Source organism: Xanthomonas euroxanthea (genome assembly GCF_900476395.1).
In the GTDB taxonomy this organism is placed as follows: domain Bacteria; phylum Pseudomonadota; class Gammaproteobacteria; order Xanthomonadales; family Xanthomonadaceae; genus Xanthomonas; species Xanthomonas euroxanthea.
Genome location: NZ_UIHB01000002.1, coordinates 724,849 through 741,230, shown reverse-complemented (window position 1 = coordinate 741,230; position 16,382 = coordinate 724,849). Strand labels below are relative to the sequence as shown.

Genomic DNA, 16,382 nt, shown 5'->3' with positions numbered 1-16,382 from the left:
GCAAGCGCACATGATCGGCTGCATTCCTTCATCGACACCCAACCAGGCCCACCCGCCATGATCGACTCGACAGTTGTTGAACTGTCGCGGCTGCAGTTCGCAGTCACCGCGATGTACCACTTCATCTTTCCGCCGCTGACCATGGGCCTGTCGTTCCTGCTCGGCATCATGGAGAGCGTCTATGTGATGACCGGCAAGGAGATCTGGCGGCGCATGACCATGTTCTGGGGCGTGCTGTTCGGCATCAACTTCGCCATGGGCGTGGGCACCGGCATCGTGATGGAGTTCGAGTTCGGCATGAACTGGTCGTACTACAGCCATTACGTCGGCGACATCTTCGGCGCACCGCTGGCGATCGAGGGCCTGATGGCGTTCTTCCTGGAAGCGACCTTCCTGGGCCTGTTCTTTCTCGGCTGGAACCGGCTGAGCAAGGTGCAGCATCTGGCCACCACCTGGCTGGTGGCACTCGGCAGCAACTTCTCCGCGTTGTGGATCCTGATCGCCAACGGCTGGATGCAGAACCCGACCGGCGCGGTGTTCAACCCGGACACCATGCGCATGGAAGTGGTCGATTTCATGGCGGTGCTGTTCAACCCGGTGGCGCAGGCCAAGTTCGTGCACACCGTCAGCGCCGGCTACGTGCTCGGTGCGGTGTTCGTGATGTCCATCAGCGCGTTCTACCTGCTGCGCGGCAAGCATGTGGAGATGGCACGGCGTTCGTTCGCGGTGGCTGCCGCGTTCGGCCTGTTGTCGTCGCTGTCGGTGGTGGTGCTCGGCGATGAGAGCGGCTATGCCGCCAACGAACATCAGAAGATGAAGCTGGCCGCGATCGAGGCCATGTGGGAGACCGAAGCCGCGCCGGCCGACTTCACCGCGTTCGGCATTCCCAACCAGCAGACCCATCGCAACGACTACGCGATCAAGATTCCGTATCTGATGGGGTTGATCGCCACACGTTCGCTGGACCAGCCGATCCCCGGCATCCTGGAACTGGTCGGCCGTGCCGAACACCGCATCCGCGGCGGCCAGATCGCCTACGGCGCGCTGGAGCGCATCCGCGCCAACAAGGACGATGCCCAGGCACGCCAGGTCTTCAATGCGCATTGGCAGGATCTGGGCCACGGCCTGCTGCTCAAGCGCTATCGCGACGACATCGGCAATGCCACGCCGCAGCAGATTGCCCAGGCCGCCATGGACACGGTGCCGCGGGTACTGCCGTTGTTCTGGACCTTCCGCATCATGGCTGCCATCGGCATCTACCTGATTGCGTTCTTCGCCATCGCGTTCTGGTTCGCCTGCAAGCACAACTTCCAGGACAAACGCTGGTTCCTGACGGTGGCGCTGTGGACCTTGCCGCTGCCGTGGATCGCGATCGAGTGCGGCTGGTTTGTGGCCGAATACGGCCGCCAGCCGTGGGCGGTGGAAGGCGTATTGCCGACCTTCTATGCCGCCTCGGGACTGGACCTGTACGAGATCGTGTTGACCCTGGTCGGCTTCACCGCGCTGTACACCACGCTGCTGGTGATCGCGATCAAGCTGTCGCTGAAGACGATCCGCAAGGGCCCGGATGCGCTGTTCCCGCCGACGCACCGCACCCCGGCACCGCACAACGACTCGCCCCACGCGTCCTCACCCAACGCCCCACTGAGCACCGGCGCGCTGGCCGGCGGCGCACCGTAAGCCAGGAGAGACACCATGGATTTCATCTTGCTCGACTACACCACACTGCGCGTGATCTGGTGGCTGTTGCTTGGCGTATTGCTGTCCGGCTACGCAGTGATGGGCGGCTTCGACCTGGGCGTCAGCACCTTGCTGCCGCTGGTTGCCCGCAACGATGCCGAACGGCGGCTGGTGATCAACACCATCGGCCCGGTCTGGGAAGGCAACCAGGTGTGGCTGATCCTGGGCGGCGGCGCGATCTTCGCCGCATTCCCGCCGCTGTATGCGGTGAGTTTTTCCGGCTTCTACCTGGCGATGTTCCTGATCCTGTTCGCACTGATCCTGCGCCCGGTCGGCTTCAAGTTCCGCGGCAAGCTGGTCGACCAGCGCTGGCGCAACAACTGGGACTGGGCGTTGTTCGTCGGCGGCTGCATTCCGGCGCTGATCATGGGCGTGGCGGTCGGCAACGTGCTGCTCGGTGTGCCGTTCCACTTCGACGACAGCATGCGCATCTTCTACACCGGCAACCTGTTCGGACTGCTGACACCGTTCGCGCTGCTCGCCGGCCTGCTCAGCGTGGCCATGCTGATGGCGCACGGCGCAGCGATGCTGGTGCTCAAGACCGACGGACCGGTGGCCGCGCGCGCCGCGCGTTTCGGCAGCATCGCCGCGCTCGGCGCGGTGGCGTTGTTTGCGGCCGCCGGTGCGTGGGTGGCGCTGGGTCTGCCGGGGTATGCAGTGACCTCGGTGCTGGCCACCGATGCGCCGACCAACCCACTGGCCAAGACCGCCGCACTCACCGCGGCCGGCGGCTGGCTGCACAACTACAGCAGCATGCCGGCCACCTTGATCGCACCGCTGGTCGGCCTGATCGGGCTTGCGATGAATGCGCTGCTGTTGCGCGTACGTCGCGGCGGCCTGGCATTCATCGCGTCGGGTTGCGCCATCGTCGGCATCGTCTTCACCGTCGGCTTTGCGTTGTTCCCGTTCCTGCTGCCCTCGTCCACCGCACCGAGCGCAAGCCTGACGCTGTGGGATGCCTCCAGCAGCCGCCTGACGCTGTGGATCATGCTGCTGGCGACCACGCTGTTCATGCCGATCGTGCTGGCCTATACGAGCTGGGTCTATCGCGTGCTCAAGGGCAAGGTCACCGCCGACGAACTGTCGGCCAATCCAAACGCCTACTGAGCATGCCCCGCTGCGCTGCTGCGCGCATGGCGCCCGCGGCGGGCCTTCAACGTCTCACGTATTTCAACGACTCAAGGAGAATGACAATGTGGTATTTCGCCTGGATCCTCGGCACCGGCCTGGCCGCACTGGCCGCGGTGCTCAACGGCATGTGGTTCGAAGCACGCGAGCCCGAGCGTGGCCAGCCGCATCGGTAAAAAATATTTTCGATAGATGCTTGCCGATCTGGCATTCCCTATGTAACATACGCGGCTCCTTCGGGGTGTAGCTCAGTCTGGTAGAGCGCTACGTTCGGGACGTAGAGGTCGCAGGTTCGAATCCTGTCTCCCCGACCAGTTTCAAAACACAAAACCGGCCTCGTGCCGGTTTTGTGTTTTCAGGCGCTGGCGCATGCAGGTGCGCAGTGCGGATGGTCTGTCATGTCTGTTGTCATTGCCGCTGCCTCCCCGTCCGCCCGGTTGCGTGGTCGCGGCCTGGTGCTGGCTGCCATTTTGTTGTCTGCGTTCAATCTGCGCACCGCGGTGACCTCGTTGACGCCGCTGCTGGAACGCATTGCCCACGAGTACGCATTCGGCGCGCCCACCATGGGCGCGCTCGGCATGTTGCCGACCGCGGCATTCGCATTGACCGGGGTTGCCACGCCGGCGTTGCTGCGCCGCTACGGCCTGCTGCGCACGGCGCTGCTGTCGATGGCATTGGCCACCCTCGGCCTGGTGTTGCGCCCGCTGTTGCCCCAGACCACCGGACTGTTCATCGGATCGCTGGTGGCGCTGGCCGGCATGGGCATGGGCAACGTGGTGCTGCCGCCGCTGGTGAAGCGCTATTTCGGCGATCGCGTCGGCGGCGTCAGCACGCTCTACATCACCGTGCTGCAGGTCGGCACCCTGCTGCCGGCACTGCTGGCGGTACCGGTGGCCGATGCGCTGGGCTGGCGCAGCTCGATGGTGGTGTGGGTGTTGCCGGCGCTGCTGGCACTGGTGGCCTGGGCCATGGTGCACACCAACCACCGCCGTCTCCGCGCGACCGGACCGGCACCGGTCACGCCCACGCCCGAAGCCGAGGGCCGCGTGGCACGCACCGCCCTGGGCTGGAGCATGGCGGTGACCTTCGGCATGACCTCGCTGGTCACCTATTCGATGTTCACCTGGTTGCCGACCCTGCTGCGCGAAGCCGGCGCCTCGCCCGCGTTCGGCGGCACCATGGTGGCGTTGTTCGCCGCACTGGGCATGGTCGGTGCCTTGACCATGCCGGCGCTGGCAGTGCGCATGCGCAACCCGTTTCCGATCGTGCTGCTGTGCGCGGCCTGCCATCTGGTCGCGTTCGCCGGGCTGTGGTGGGCGCCATTGGCCGCGCCGATCCTGTGGGTGACCCTGCTCGGCCTGGGGCCGAGCACGTTTCCGCTGGCATTGGTGCTGGTCAACCAGCGCAGCCGCACCGCGGCCGGCTCGGCCGCCCTGTCCGGGTTTTCGCAGGGCATGGGCTATGCGATGAGCTGCCTGGGGCCGTTCCTGTTCGGCTGGCTGCACGCCCACCACGGCGGCTGGACCTCGCCATTCGTCTTCCTGGTGATCTGCATCCTGCTGCAACTGGCGGCAGCCTGGGTGGCCTGCCGCCCGCAGCTGCTGGAAGACGTCTGGGCACCGGCGCCGCGCGGCGCCGGCGTGGTCAACGTACCGGCAGACTGATGTAGCTGGGCTGCTCCGGGGTCACGTAGACGCGCTGGGTGGCCTTTTGATAATCGCCGGGCCTGGCGAAGAAGATGTTGTCCACGTAGGTTTGCGGGTTGCGGTCGTACAGCGGAAACAGGCTGGACTGCACCTGCACCATCACCCGGTGGCCCGGCTGGAAGGTGTGGTTGGCAGTCGGCAGGCCAAACTGGAACGCCAGCGGCTGATTGGACGCCAGCGGCTTGGGCGTGCTGAAACTCTCGCGATAGCGGCCGCGGAAGATCGCCAGCGACACCGGCAATTCGTAACCGCCCATCTTCGGACTGGACGCCATCTCGTCCGGATAGACATCGATCAGTTTCACCACCCAGTCGCTGTCGCTGCCGCTGGTGGAGGCCTGCAGATGCACTTCCGGTGCGCCGGCGATCTGCAGGGGTTCGGTCAGCGGCTCGGTGACGAAGGTCAGCACATCCGGGCGGCCGTCGACGAAGCGCTGGTCCTGCACCAGCCAGGTGGTCCACATGCTGCGATCGCCGAAGTCCACCGGGCGCGGCACGAACGGCACCGGCTTGGCCGGGTCGGCCACGTACTCCTCGAAGCCCGGCTGCCCCGCCGCCGGCCGCTGGAACGACAGCTTGCCGCCGGCCTGCAGGTACAGCGGTTTGCTGGCCGCGGCACAGCCCTTGGCGCAGCTGCGCGGCCAGGCCTGCAGACGGTCCCAGTGATTCTCTCCGGTGTTGTAGATGAACACCGGCGGCGTGTTCGCCTTGGGTGCGCCATCGACCAGGTATTGATCGAAGAACGGGCGCAGCACGTCGTGACGGAACTGGCGCGCGGTATCGCCGTCGAAATTCAATGCGCCCAGCGCGCTGCCGTCGTAGTTGACCTGGCTGTGCCGCCACGGGCCCATCACCAGGTAGTTGAGCGTATTGCCCTTGTCGCGCGGCTCCATCGCCGCGTAGCTATGAATCGCGCCCCACATGTCCTCCTGGTCCCACAGCCCCTGCAGCCACATGGTCGGCACCTTGAGCGGCGTGCGCGCCATCACCTTGTCCAGCGCCTGCTCCTGCCAGAACGTGTCGTAGGCGGCGTGTTCGGTGAGCTTGTGCCACCACGGCAGCTGCTCCAGGCCGGCGGCCTTGGCGAAATCCCCCGCCGAGCCGGCACGCAGCAGGTTGCTGTAGTCGTCATGGCCCTGGCGCGCGATGCCGATGCCCTTGCCGCGCTGGGTGAGCTGGCCGGTGAAATAGTCGAAGTTGACCTGGCGGAACGCACCATAGTTGAACCAGTCGTCGCCCATCCAGCCGTCGATCATCGGGCTTTCCGGCACTGCGACCTTAAGCGCCGGATGCGGGTTGGTCAACGCCATCACCACGGTGAAACCTTCGTAGGACGAGCCGATCATGCCGACCTTGCCGTTGGACTCCTTCACGTTCTTCACCAGCCAGTCGATGGTGTCCCAGGCATCGGTGGCATGGTCCACCTCGCTGGGATTGAGCGCACCGCGCAGCGGCCGGGTCATCACGTAATCGCCTTCCGAGCCGTACTTGCCGCGCACGTCCTGGATCACGCGGATGTAGCCGCCTTCCACGAACACGTCATCGCCCTGTGCGAGCAGGTCCTTCATATGCGGCGAGGCCATGCGCTCGGTGCGCCCGCTGGCGTTGTACGGGGTGCGTGTCAGCACCATCGGTGCGTTGCGCGCGCCCTTGGGCAGCACGATCACCGTATGCAGCCTGACCCCGTCGCGCATCGGGATCATGACCTCGCGCTTGATGTAGTCGTTGGCGGCATCGCTGGCCACGAACGGCTTGCCGGTGATGTCCGGCGTCATCGGCGAGGTTTGCGCCAGCGCGCCGCCGGTGGCGGCGGCGGCAATGGCAGTGGCGAGCAGGCAGGCGGCAAAACGGCGCATCGACGACTCCGGAACGTGCGGGGGGCAGTCCTCGACTGTAGGCAGGACGCGGCCTGCCGGGGGAGTGTCAAAGGTCGTGGTTGGCGGGATGGGAACACGCGGGCCAACCGCAAGGCGCGGCCCCGGCATCTGAACCAACGGAGTCCATGTATCGCTCAGCTGGCAGCCGCGAAGGCCTGGCGAGAACAATGACCAGCGCATCACTGCCGCCAAGTCGCGCGCGATCAAGCCCAACGATCAGCAGCGAAATATGCCATTGCTCGCGCATCGCGTGCTGGAGGCGTTGCTGATATCCACGATTCGCACGCAAGTCGATCGCTTCGCGCTTCCATTTTTCGAAAGGGATGTTCCCGCACATGATGGAGCGGCCTTTACCAATCAGGTGCTCATCCATGGGTATTTGCGGTTCCGTCGATCGTGTCCAGTCGGGAAGATTCACATATACCGAAAGTTCTCCGGCCCAGCAGCCGCCAGCGGGCAGCACTTCGCAGCGTGTCAACAGCCCCGACCACACAGGTGGCGTGCTGGCAGGACTGAGCAGCGCGAGCCATCGCAGGAGTGCGAGCAGACCGTCTTCACGACAGCGCTCCCTCTCGCCGAGCCTTAGGGCTGTCAGCGAGGTCATGCAGTCCGTCAGGGCCGAGTACTACAAGGCGCCCCGCTTGAAATCGAGCAACAAAAAGAGAAACGCTGGCTTTGAGGACGCCGTTCGAATCCACAATGCGACTGCAGAGATCGCCCGGATGCGACAGCAGGTGGATAACCTGGAAGAGGATGTGGTGTCGGCGGCCATGGAGGGGAATGCGCACAACTGCGGTGAGCTGGCTACCCTGGCCGTCCACTATTTGCAGCAAGATCACAACCAGATCGCACGCCTTGCTTTCTTCAATGGAACAACGCACACCGCCGCGATCGTCGGCCCAGTGCCGCGCGCAGGCACCTTACCTTCGGACATGACAGATTGGGACGCGGACATCTATGTCTGCGACCCCTGGTGCAATATCGCCTGCAGGGCAAACGACTATCCCGCCGAATTCAAAGAAAAGATGGAAAAGTGGGACCGCGCCGGGAAACAGGTGTGGCTGTCAGGAACTGGCTTCGTTTCCCCAACAAGCGATGAATGGATGAGCACGGTGCTTGGAGGAGAAAAGCGGGCCACGTGATCGAGTCGATGTCGGCCAGTGGCGCTGCAATGCACAGCGCCACAGGACTGAGCCGGCAACGCATGCCACTTCAATGGCGTACCTGGCCTTCGCCACGCACCACGAAGCGCTCCACGGTGAGCGCTTCCAGGCCCATCGGGCCGTAGGAATGCAAGCGCGTGGTGGAGATGCCGATCTCCGCACCCAGGCCGAGCTCGCCGCCGTCGGAGAAGCGCGAGGACGCATTGACCATCACCACGGCCGAGCGCAGCGACTGCACGAACTGCTCGGCATTGGCGGCGTCCCGCGTGGCGATCACCTCGGTGTGGTCCGAGCCGTACTGGCGGATATGCGCCAGCGCGGTGTCCAGATCCGGCACCACGCGGATGGCCAGGATCAGGTCGAGAAATTCGGCGGCGTAATCCTCGTCGCTGGCTGCGCCAATATCCGGCAACAGTGCGCGCGTTGCCGCATCGCCACGCAGCTCCACGTTACGGCCGCGCAGGGCCTGCGCCGCCGCCGGCAGGAAACGCGCGGCGATGTCGGCATGCACCAGCAAGGTCTCCAGCGCATTGCAGGCCGATGGCCGGCTGGCCTTGCCATCGACCAGCAAGCGCACGGCCAGATCCACGTCCGCCGACGCATCTACGAACAGATGGCACACGCCCTTGTAATGTTTGATCACCGGCACGCGCGCATGCTCGGCGACGAAGCGGATCAGTCCTTCGCCACCACGCGGAATCGCCAGATCGACGATATCGCTGAGTTGCAGCAGCTCCAGCATGGTCTCGCGGCGTAGATCCTCGACCAGCGTCAGCGCCGCTTCCGGCACGCCGGCCTCGCGCAAGGCGCGCTGCAGGGCGCGCGCAATCGCGGTATTGGAGTGGATCGCTTCCGAGCCGCCCCGCAGGATCACGCCATTGCCGGCCTTGATGCACAGCGCTGCCGCATCGGCAGTCACATTCGGGCGTGCTTCGTAGATCATCGCGATCACCCCCAGCGGCACGCGCACCTTCTGCACGACGATGCCATTGGGGCGAACATCCTCGCGCGTGACCTGCCCGACCGGATCGGGCAATTGCGCAACCTCGCGCAAGGCTGCGGCGATGCCGGCCAGGCGCCTGTCGTCCAGTGCCAGCCGGTCGAGCATGGCCGTGCCGGTGCCCTTGGCGCGGGCGGCTTCAAGATCGCGCGCGTTGGCGGCAAGGATCGATGCGGCATCGGCTTCCAGCGCGGCAGCCATCGCCTCCAACAAGGCCTGCTTGGCCTGCGCGGACAGTTGCGACAGTACTTGCGCCGCATCACGGCATTGCAGGGCGAGGGATTTGATGGTCATTGTGGAATCGGGAGTGGGGAATCGGGAATGGTAAAAGCACGCGCCATCACTTTACTGCGGCAGAATCGGCAGCGGGAAAGTTGGCTGGAAACGCTCTTGCGATTCCCGATTCCCGATTCCCGATTCTCAATTCCCCGCTACAAAAGCACCAGATCATCGCGATGCACCACGTTCTCGCCGTAGCTGTAGCCGAGCACGGGCTCGATATCGCGCGAGTGGCGGCGGGCGATGCGGCGGATATCCACGGCCGAATACTGGCTGACGCCGCGTGCCAGGCAGCGCTCGCCGGCGTCATCGCGCAGGCGGATCTCCACCATGTCGCCACGCCGGAAGTCGCCGTGCGCACCGGCCACCCCGCCCGGCAGCAGCGAGGCGCCCTTGTCGGTCAGCGCGGCGGCGGCACCGGCATCGATCAGGATTGCGCCCGCCTCCACCGGTGCGTGGCGCAGCCAGTACTTGCGGGCGGCGATGCGCGTGCGCGCGGCATGGATCCGCGTGCCATGCAGGCGATCCTGCGCCAGGGCGCGCACCACATCGCCATTGCGGCCGTTGAACAGATAGGTCTCGATGCCGGCCGCGCCGGCCTTGGCAGCGGCCTCCAGCTTGGTGCGCATGCCGCCGGTGCCCACGCTGCTGCCGCTGCCGCCGGCCATCGCCAGCACCTCGGCAGTGAGCTCGGGCACTTCGTCGAGCGGCCGCGCCAGCGGATTGCTGCGCGGGTCGGCGCTGTACAACCCGTCGATATCGGTGGCGATGAACAAGGCATCGGCATCGACCAGGGCGGCGACGATCGCGGCCAGGTTGTCGTTGTCGCCCAGCTTGAGCTCGTCCACCGACACGGTGTCGTTTTCGTTGATCACCGGCAACGCGCCCAGCCGCAACAACTCGCCCAGGGTGGCGCGTGCATTGAGATAGCGGCGGCGGTTACGCAGGTCGTCGTGGGTGAGCAACACCTGCGCCACCGGGCGCTCGAAGAAGCGCTGCCAGAGCGCGATCAACTGCGCCTGCCCGAGCGCAGCCAGCGCCTGGCGCGCGGCGATCGGTGCGCCGGCCTCGGCCGCCTTCGGCAGGATCGCCCGGCCGGCCGCCACCGCGCCCGACGACACGATCACCAGCTCGCGCCCGGCGGCCAGATTGGCCGAGACGAATTGCGCCAGGCCCAATGCGAACCGTGGCGACAAGCCACCGCCATCGGCGGCCAGCAGGCTGCTGCCGACCTTGAGCACTGCGCGTCGCCACGGCGGCAGCGCCTGCTCGGTAAACGACACAGCAGTGGCGATGGGCGTGCTCATGGCGACGATCTGCTCAGTGCGTGTTCCACTCATGGACGGTCAGCGTGGAGGCATCGCGCAGTACCAGCGGATCACGTGCCACGATCTGCTGCGCCTGCTGCAGGCTGTCCACGTTGACCAGCACGTAGGCGCCACCACTGCCATCGCTGAAGCCGCCGGTCAGCTCCAGCTGCCCGGCCGCACGAAGCGTGTCGAGAAATGCACGATGCGGCTGCACCACATCGGCCGGGAAATCCGGCTTGCGCATCGCCAATACCAGATAGCGCGTCGCCATCAGCCGGCCTCCTTGTCGGGTGTTGCTTCGCTACGACCGAACGGCGTGGAAATCACCAGAAAGCGCGCTTCCCTCTCGGACAGGTTGTGCATCTGGTGGGTGGAACCGGGCGGCACATGCAGGCCCTGCCCCGCGCGCAGCACATGCTGCTCGCCGTCCAGCTGCAGCATCACCTCGCCGGCCAGCACATAGAAGAAATGCCGTGCGCGGCTGTGCCGATGGCGCAGTTCGGCAGCGCCCGGCGGCATGCGTTCTTCCAGCACGCTCAGGGTGGGGTCGCGCAGCAGGTGCCAGCCATCGCTGGCCTCGCCCCAGGGATAATGTTCTGCGCTGTCGGTACTGATCACGGCCATCAGACCAGCGCCTCCCAGCGGGCACGCAGCACGTCCAGCTGCAGGTCCGCGGCGGCGCCTGGCGAGACGCGCGCGGCCAGGCTGCCTTCCGGCGTGCGGCCCTGCCCGGCGGTGTCGGCCGATTCCGCCGCGGCCTTGTAGGCCTCGCGGAACGGCACGCCGGCAACGGCTGCTTCCACCGCCACATCGGTGGCGTACATGCCCGAATCGATCGCCGCACGCAGCTTGTCCGGGCGCCATTCCAGGTTGGCCAGCAGGGCCGGCAGCAGTTCCAGCGCCGCCAGGCCGCGCCCGAAGCCATGCACGATCGCCCCCTTGCTGCTCTGCAGGTCGCGGTGATAGCCCGATGGCAGCGACAGCAGCTGTTCGATCTCGGTGCGCGCGGCGGCCACGCTGGCGTGGGTGGCGCGCATCAGCTCGATCACGTCGGGGTTGCGCTTGTTCGGCATGATCGAGCTGCCGGTGGTGTACTGCGCCGGCAGCGCGACGAAGGCGAACTCGCCGCTGGTGAACAACGACAGGTCCCAGGCAATCCGGCGCAGGTCCAGCGTTGCGCTGCCAAGCGCCTCAAGCGCGGCCAGTTCGTACTTGCCACGCGAGAGCTGCGCATAGATCGGCGAGACCTGCAGCCGTGCAAAGCCCAGCTCGGCGGTGGTATGCGCACGGTCCAGCGGCAGGTTGACACCATAGCCGGCCGCAGTACCGAGCGGATTGCTGTCCACCAGGCGCAAGGTATCGGCCGCACGCACCGCGTCGTCGATAAAGGCCTCTGCCCAGCCCGCCCACCACATGCCGGCCGAGGACACCACCGCACGCTGGATATGCGTATAGCCCGGCACTGGCAACGCGGCTTCTGCCTGCGCGCGGTCCAGCGCCACCTTGGCGATCTCCGCGCCGAGCTCGGCCACGCGTTGCAGCTTGTCCTTCAACCACAGGCGGGTAGCGACCAGGATCTGGTCGTTACGGCTGCGCCCGGTGTGGATCTTGCGGCCGGCATCGCCCAGCCGTTCGGTCAGGCGCGCCTCGATCGCCGAATGGCAGTCCTCGTAGCGCTCGTCCAGCACGAACGTGCCACTGCGGAAATCGGCCGCCAGCAGGTCAAGCTGTTCGCTCAGTCCGCCCAGCTCCTGCAGCGACAGGATGCCGATGTGCTGCAGTCCCTGCGCATGCGCCTTGCTGGCAGCGATGTCGTACAGGAAGAACTCGCGGTCCAGGATGACGTCGTCGCCGGCCAGGAAGCTCTGGATCTTGGCGTCCACCGCCACGCCGGGTTTTTGCCACAACAGATTGGTCATCGGAAAGCGTCTCGAAATAAGTCGTCCAGTTAAATCCCCGCACATGGAGGTGCGGGCTTCTGCGAGGGACTCGCACCTTTGAATCCCCGCACAAGGATGTGCGGGCTCTTGCGAGGGACTCGCATCATCAGCCAATCGCAGTCAATTCGTCCCAGCCCAACGCCAGATTGAGATTCTGCATCGCCTGCGTCGCCGCGCCCTTGAGCAGGTTGTCCAGCGTTGCCACAACCACCACGCGCTTGTTGCCCGGCGCCAGCGTCACGCCGCCGATCTGCACGCCATGCCTGCCGGCGATGCGGCTGACCCACGGCGCTTCATCGACGATCTCGATCAACGGCTCGTCGGCGTAACGCTGCGTGTAGCGCGCCTGGATCTGCTCGCGTGTCAGCGGCTGCTGCAGCCACAGGTTGACGGTCATGGTGATGCCGCGGAAATGCGGCGCCACATGCGGCATGAACTCCACCGGCACCCCGAGCTGCGCAGAGACTTCGCGCTCGTGCATGTGGTTGGTCAGCGCATACGGCATCAGGTTATCGGCCAGCAACTCGGGGTTGTTCTTGTCCGACGGCGTGGTACCCGCGCCGGAATACCCGGACACGCCGAAACACTGTGGCGGGCCGGCCAGTTGGTCGAGCAAGGGCGCGATCGTCAGCTGCATCGCGGTGGCATAGCAGCCCGGATTGCTGATGCGTCGCTGCCCGGCGTAGCTGCCGCGCGTCAGCTCCGGCAACCCGTAATACCAGGCCGGATCGAAGCGGTAATCGGCCGACAGATCGATCAGCAGCGTCTGCGGCCTGACCGCATCGATCGCCGCGACGAAGGGCTCGGCCTTGCCGTTGGGCAATGCCAGGATCACCACGTCGGCGGCCTTGGCGGCCACCGCATCGGCATCCAGGCTCTCGTAGCGCAGCTCACCGCGATACGCCGCGTTGTGCTCGGCCACCGGTTGCCCGGCCAGCTCGCGCGAGGACACGAACAGCAGCTGCAGATGCGGGTGTGCCACCACCAGCTTGATCAATTCCGATCCGGTATGCCCGCGGGCCCCGACGATGCCAATGGTCGTTGTTTGAACAGTCATGCGTTTGCTTCCAGGCGAAACTGCAGGTGGCGTTTGACCCCGGCCCATTCCGTATCGATGATGGAGAACACCACGGTGTCGCGCGGCGTGCCGTCAGGGTGACGGGTGTAATTGCGCAGCACGCCGTCCTGCTTTGCACCAAGCCGCGCAATCGCCGCGCGCGAGGTGTGATTGAACCAGCTGGTCTCGAACACCACGCTCAGGCAGCCCAGCGTCTCGAAGGCGTGCTGCAGCAGCATCCGCTTGGTGTCGGTATTGACGCCGCTGCGCTGCACGCGCGGCGCGTACCAGGTGTAGCCGATCGACAGCTTGGGCACTGTCGCATCCAGCCCGTAATAGCGTGTGCAGCCGACGACCTCGCCGGCCGCATCGCGCACCACGTAAGGCAGCACCCGCCCGTCGGCTTGCGCATCCAAGGCCGCGCCCACGTAGTCGTCCACCTGCGCCGGTGCCGGCACGCCGGTGTACCACAGCCGCGACAAGGCCCCGTCGCCCAGCGCAGCGCGCAGACCATCGGCATGCGCAGCCTGCAATGGTTCCAGTGTTGCGTGTTGCCCGCGCAACGTGGGCAGCTCGCGCCAAAGCGCTGGCAATGCGACGGGCGCCATCGTACTCAGCCCAGCAGCGTCGGCTGACGCGTCGCGCAATGCGCCACGCAGTGCTGGATCTGCTCGAAGTTCTCCAGCCCGTACCAGAACACCTTCCACTTCTCCTGCTTGATGCAGCCGTCGGACTCGGCGTAATAGAAAATGTTGACCTGGTTGTTGTGACGCGAGCGCCAGAACAGTTGCGGGGTTTCCTCGCGCATCACGTTCCACACTGCACGGCCCAGGCCTTCGCCCTGGGCGTCGTCGAGCACGGCGAACTTGTCCAGGTAGATCAGCGCGCTTGCACCCAGCATGCCTTCGTCGGTGAGGATCACCGCGGCGCGGTAGTTCTCGCTGACATAGGCGCGCAGCAACTTGGTGTTGCTGAAGTAATCGGGCACCAGCGTGCGGCCGAAGCTGGATTCGATCAGGGTCCTGAGCCGCGGCAGGTCCAGTTCGTCCCAGGAGGTCGCACGCAGCACGCGCTCGCCGCGCCGCACCAGCGTGCCCGAGCCCTTGTGGGTGAACAGTTCCTTGGCCAGATCGGCCGGCCGGGTGATCGACACCGACGACTCCAGCGGCAGGCGATCGAGCAGGTCCTTGATCTGTTCGATCTTCACCCGCATGCCGCCGTTGATCCACGGCTGCTGCATCAGATGGTCGAACTCGGTGGACAGGTTGATCGAGTCGATGACCTTGCCATCGGCATCCAGCAGACCGCCGGTGCCGGTGAGGAAGATGATCTTGTACGGCTGCAGCTCCTGCACCAGCTCATTGGCGGCAAAATCCGCGTTGACGTTGAGGATCTGCCCGCTCGGCGTCTCGCCCAGGCTGGTGATCACCGGAATCGAGCCGGCCTGCAGGCTGGCTTCGATCGGCGCCAGGTTCACCGCCTTGACCTCGCCGACCAGGCCATAGGTGTCGCGATCCAGATACTGCGCTTCGAACACGCCGCCGGTGATCGAGGTCGCACGCGCGCCATTCTGCTGCAGCGCTTCCACCAGCTTGAGGTTGGAGGCCTGGAACACCTTGCGCACGATCGCCAGGGCTTCGGGCGAGGTCACCCGCAAGCCGTTGACGGTCTGTTTTTCGATGCCCGCTGCAGACAGCTCCGCATCCAGCTGCGGGCCGGCGCCATGCAGCACGATCGGGGTCAGGCCCACTTCCTGCAGGAACGACAGCGACGAGGTCAGCGCGTCCAGGTCGTCGCGCAGCACCGCGCCGCCCACCTTGACCACCGCAAAGCGTTTGGCATCCAGCTGCGAGAAACGCTTGAGGTACTGGCTGATTTCCTTGGCGCTGGCCATGCTCGAAAGCAGGCGCACGATGGTCTGACGGGTCTGTTTGTGGGGCTGTGCGGAGAGGGACATTGCCGTGATCGAAGAGAGGAATGGCCGCGCCAGGCGCGGAACGCGGCTTCAGTTGCAGCCGTTGATGATGCGATGGACCGACTCGGCGTAACGCTGCAACTGCGCAAGCATCACGAACTCGTCGGCGGTGTGCGCCTGGGCGATGTCGCCCGGTCCGTACACCAGTGCGGTATAGCCACCGGCCGAGAACAGCGAGGCCTCGGTCCAGAAATCCACTGCATTGCCGATCGGCAGGTCCAGCGCATCGGCGACATCGCGTGCGGCCAGGCGGCGTTCCTCGGCACGCGCGATGTCACCCGACGGCAGGCTCGGCCCGCGAAAGGTTTCTTCGAACTGCGCTGCCGCAGGATCGGCGAAGCCGGCAAACGTGGCCAGCAAGCCATCCACGTCCATCGACGGCAGCGGACGAAAGCCGAAACGCAGCTCGGCCGCCGGCGCGATCATGTTGGCCTTGATGCCACCCTCGACGCGGCCGATGTTGAAACGCAGGCCGGTCAGGCCGCCGAAGCGCGCATGCGCCAGCGACTCCACATGCTCCAGTGCCCTGCCGCCCCAGCGCATCGCCTGGTGCAGCGCACTGGCGGATGGATCCTGCTTGCCCGACGCATGCCCGGCACGCCCGGCAAAGCGCATCAGCACCGAGCTGATTCCGCGATGCGCCAGCACCGCCTCGCTCATGGTCGGCTCGGCGACCAGCACCGCCTCATACGGCACGCCGCGCGCCAGGAACGCGGCGATGCAGCGCGGGTCGTTGGCTTCCTCGTCGGAAGAAAACAGGAATGCCGCATCGCCCTGCCCGGCATTGGCCGCCGCCACCAGCGCCGCTGCCGCCCCCTTGATGTCGCAGACGCCCAGACCGATCACGCGATCGTCGGTACGCCGCATCACGTGCGGATCGGCACTCCAGTGCGGCGAATCCGGCACCGTATCCAGATGCACGTTGAACAGGTACTTGGGCGCACCGCGCACCGCATACAGGCTTACCGCACCGGCACCGTGGTCGATCACCTCGACCTGGAACCCGGGCAGCTGCGCGCGCAGATAATCGAAGATGCCGCCCTCGGCAGCGATCGCCCGCGGCGGATTGCGGGTGTCGAAGGACACCAGCTTTTGCAGATGCGGCAGTGTGTTGTCGAGCAGTGTGGTCATTGATCGCGTCTTGATTGCGTCGGCCAGAGGGTAGTCGGTCTTTCTAACGCCCCTCTGGCCCTTCCCCCGCCTGCGGG

General features: G+C 65.8%; 16 protein-coding genes and 1 tRNA gene. 6 read left to right on the top strand and 11 right to left on the bottom strand.

Annotation, left to right across the window (positions count from 1 at the left end; all coding sequences use genetic code 11):
* Positions 1-57 precede the first annotated feature (57 nt).
* The 5 genes from CPBF1521_RS10495 to CPBF1521_RS10475 all read left to right on the top strand — a co-directional run bounded on the left by CPBF1521_RS10495 (position 58) and on the right by CPBF1521_RS10475 (position 4,532).
* Positions 58-1,680 carry a cytochrome ubiquinol oxidase subunit I gene (locus CPBF1521_RS10495; protein ID WP_104586081.1) on the top strand — a complete coding sequence of 541 codons (1,623 nt, stop codon included), beginning with the start codon at positions 58-60 and terminating at the stop codon, positions 1,678-1,680.
* 15 nt (positions 1,681-1,695) lie between these two features.
* Positions 1,696-2,847, top strand: a complete 1,152-nt coding sequence (gene cydB / locus CPBF1521_RS10490) for a cytochrome d ubiquinol oxidase subunit II (RefSeq protein WP_104586060.1) — start codon at positions 1,696-1,698, stop codon at positions 2,845-2,847.
* 86 nt (positions 2,848-2,933) lie between these two features.
* Positions 2,934-3,044 (top strand): cytochrome bd-I oxidase subunit CydX, encoded by a 111-nt coding sequence (gene cydX, locus CPBF1521_RS10485; protein ID WP_016903201.1) that lies wholly within the window; start codon positions 2,934-2,936, stop codon positions 3,042-3,044.
* Positions 3,045-3,105: 61 nt separating this feature from the next.
* A tRNA-Pro gene (locus CPBF1521_RS10480) sits at positions 3,106-3,182 on the top strand.
* Between the two features lie 123 nt (positions 3,183-3,305).
* Positions 3,306-4,532, top strand: a complete 1,227-nt coding sequence (locus CPBF1521_RS10475) for a CynX/NimT family MFS transporter (protein ID WP_166762309.1) — start codon at positions 3,306-3,308, stop codon at positions 4,530-4,532.
* Here CPBF1521_RS10475 and CPBF1521_RS10470 read toward each other — a convergent pair.
* Positions 4,513-6,429, bottom strand: a complete 1,917-nt coding sequence (locus CPBF1521_RS10470; RefSeq protein WP_115676915.1) for a CocE/NonD family hydrolase — start codon at positions 6,427-6,429, stop codon at positions 4,513-4,515. The two genes, CPBF1521_RS10475 and CPBF1521_RS10470, sit on opposite strands and share 20 nt — an antisense overlap.
* A gap of 67 nt (positions 6,430-6,496) precedes the next feature.
* Positions 6,497-7,054: a hypothetical protein gene (locus CPBF1521_RS10465; protein ID WP_147295440.1), complete on the bottom strand. Its 558-nt coding sequence runs from the start codon at positions 7,052-7,054 to the stop codon at positions 6,497-6,499.
* A gap of 37 nt (positions 7,055-7,091) precedes the next feature.
* On the opposite strand from CPBF1521_RS10465, the gene CPBF1521_RS10460 reads away from it, so the two are divergent.
* Positions 7,092-7,592: a hypothetical protein gene (locus CPBF1521_RS10460; protein ID WP_235858433.1), complete on the top strand. Its 501-nt coding sequence runs from the start codon at positions 7,092-7,094 to the stop codon at positions 7,590-7,592.
* Between the two features lie 70 nt (positions 7,593-7,662).
* On the opposite strand, the gene CPBF1521_RS10455 is transcribed toward CPBF1521_RS10460, so the two are convergent.
* The 9 genes from CPBF1521_RS10455 to CPBF1521_RS10415 all read right to left on the bottom strand — a co-directional run bounded on the left by CPBF1521_RS10455 (position 7,663) and on the right by CPBF1521_RS10415 (position 16,305).
* Positions 7,663-8,907 (bottom strand): glutamate-5-semialdehyde dehydrogenase, encoded by a 1,245-nt coding sequence (locus CPBF1521_RS10455; RefSeq protein WP_115676913.1) that lies wholly within the window; start codon positions 8,905-8,907, stop codon positions 7,663-7,665.
* Positions 8,908-9,044: 137 nt separating this feature from the next.
* On the bottom strand, positions 9,045-10,199 hold the full coding sequence (gene proB, locus CPBF1521_RS10450; RefSeq protein WP_115676912.1) for a glutamate 5-kinase: 1,155 nt from the start codon (positions 10,197-10,199) through the stop codon (positions 9,045-9,047).
* 13 nt (positions 10,200-10,212) lie between these two features.
* Positions 10,213-10,473: a YciI family protein gene (locus tag CPBF1521_RS10445; RefSeq protein WP_115676911.1), complete on the bottom strand. Its 261-nt coding sequence runs from the start codon at positions 10,471-10,473 to the stop codon at positions 10,213-10,215.
* Complete coding sequence (locus CPBF1521_RS10440) at positions 10,473-10,826, bottom strand: cupin domain-containing protein (RefSeq protein ID WP_181901192.1); 354 nt, start codon at positions 10,824-10,826, stop codon at positions 10,473-10,475. The genes CPBF1521_RS10445 and CPBF1521_RS10440 overlap by 1 nt, the downstream gene beginning before the upstream one ends.
* Complete coding sequence (locus CPBF1521_RS10435; RefSeq protein WP_115676910.1) at positions 10,826-12,121, bottom strand: argininosuccinate lyase; 1,296 nt, start codon at positions 12,119-12,121, stop codon at positions 10,826-10,828. Before CPBF1521_RS10435 ends, CPBF1521_RS10440 begins: the two co-directional genes overlap by 1 nt.
* Before the next feature lie 127 nt (positions 12,122-12,248).
* Complete coding sequence (gene argC / locus CPBF1521_RS10430; protein WP_115676909.1) at positions 12,249-13,199, bottom strand: N-acetyl-gamma-glutamyl-phosphate reductase; 951 nt, start codon at positions 13,197-13,199, stop codon at positions 12,249-12,251.
* Entirely contained in the window at positions 13,196-13,807 is a 612-nt protein-coding gene (locus tag CPBF1521_RS10425) for a GNAT family N-acetyltransferase (protein ID WP_104595253.1), read from the bottom strand. The genes argC and CPBF1521_RS10425 overlap by 4 nt, the downstream gene beginning before the upstream one ends.
* 5 nt (positions 13,808-13,812) lie before the next feature.
* Complete coding sequence (locus tag CPBF1521_RS10420) at positions 13,813-15,156, bottom strand: acetylglutamate kinase (RefSeq protein ID WP_115676908.1); 1,344 nt, start codon at positions 15,154-15,156, stop codon at positions 13,813-13,815.
* A gap of 48 nt (positions 15,157-15,204) precedes the next feature.
* Positions 15,205-16,305 carry an acetylornithine deacetylase gene (locus CPBF1521_RS10415; protein WP_115676907.1) on the bottom strand — a complete coding sequence of 367 codons (1,101 nt, stop codon included), beginning with the start codon at positions 16,303-16,305 and terminating at the stop codon, positions 15,205-15,207.
* Positions 16,306-16,382: the final 77 nt, after the last annotated feature.